Here is a 1396-nt window from a genome sequence, read left to right as displayed (position 1 = left end):
GGTGACGTCCCGCCGAGTGGTGTAAGTGGTGACGATCAGCGATCGACGGCTAGCACAAAGTGAGCCATCGTGTGACGGTCGAGGGGAAGGGCTCAATCCTCCCCTGGAAGGACACGTCCACGATGGCTCTGTCCCAGTCTGACCTAACCGACCTGCTGGAGTCACTACGCGCTGCTGACAGCGTGGAGATGGTCCGCCACGCACTGCAGCGGATGCTGCAAGAACTCATCGAAGCCGAAGCCACCACCGTGATCGGCGCCGCCCCTCACCAGCGCACCCCGCAACGCATCACCCACCGCAACGGGCACCGCGAACGACTGCTGTCCAGCACCGCCGGTGATCTGGACCTGCAGATCCCCAAACTGCGGTCTGGCTCGTTCTTCCCCAGCCTGCTGGAACGCCGCCGCCGCATCGACCGCGCGCTATTCGCAGTCATCATGGAGGCCTACGTGCACGGAGTGTCCACCCGCGCGGTCGATGACCTGGTCAAAGCCCTGGGCGCCGATACCGGCATCTCCAAATCGGAGGTCTCGCGAATCTGTGCCGGCCTGGACGCCGAGACCACCGCCTTCCGCGAGCGGCCGCTGGAGCACACCACGTTCCCGTATGTGTTCCTGGACGCCACCTACTGCAAGGCACGGGTGAACCACCAGATCGTCTCCCAGGCCGTGGTGATCGCCACCGGCGTCACCAGTCAGGGACACCGCGAGGTGCTGGGCCTGGCCGTCGGCGACAGTGAGGGCAAGGCATTCTGGATCGAGTTCCTGCGCTCACTACGCGCCCGCGGCCTGTCAGGAGTACGCCTGGTCATCTCCGATGCCCACACCGGACTGGTCGGCGCGATCCGCACCGTCTTACTCAACGCGGCCTGGCAGCGCTGCCGAGTCCATTTCGTTCGAAATGTTCTATCTCGCGTCCCGAAAGGCTCCGGCGAGATGGTCGCCGCCACCATCCGCACCATCTTCGCCCAGACCAGCGCCGAAGCCGTCCACACCCAACTCCACATCGTCGCCGACACCCTCGGCCACCAGTTCCCCCAGGTCAAAGACATGTTGCTCACCGCCGCCGACGACATCACCGCCTTTGCGATCTTCCCGATCGGGCACTGGAAGAAAATCTGGTCCACCAATCCCCTGGAACGGCTCAACCGCGAGGTCAAACGCCGAGCCGAGGTAGTCCAGGTCTTCCCCAACCCGACCGCCCTGCAACGCCTGGCCACCGCGATCCTGGCCGAACTCCACGACGAATGGCAGGTCACCGAACGCCGCTACCTATCAGAAAGCTCCATGGCCGCACTCCACGCCAACACCTCTGCCACCACACTCGCCGAACTCACCCCGCGCCCACAACCAGACGATTCGATCACTTGATTTACACCACCCCACGGGACGTCACC

Annotated in this window: 1 protein-coding gene; it reads left to right on the top strand. The window is 64.4% G+C overall.

Features of this window, described 5'->3' with window-relative positions; genetic code table 11:
• Positions 1 to 122 precede the first annotated feature (122 nt).
• Positions 123 to 1370, top strand: coding sequence for an IS256 family transposase (locus ACFP1K_RS41050; protein WP_380764014.1), 1248 nt, complete (start codon positions 123 to 125; stop codon positions 1368 to 1370).
• Positions 1371 to 1396 lie beyond the last annotated feature (26 nt).

The sequence above is a fragment of the Sphaerisporangium aureirubrum genome (genome assembly GCF_042658925.1).
Taxonomy (GTDB): Bacteria; Actinomycetota; Actinomycetes; order Streptosporangiales; family Streptosporangiaceae; genus Sphaerisporangium; species Sphaerisporangium aureirubrum.
The sequence above is the reverse complement of the archived record's forward strand: the minus strand, read 5'-3'. Positions and strand labels throughout refer to the sequence as shown.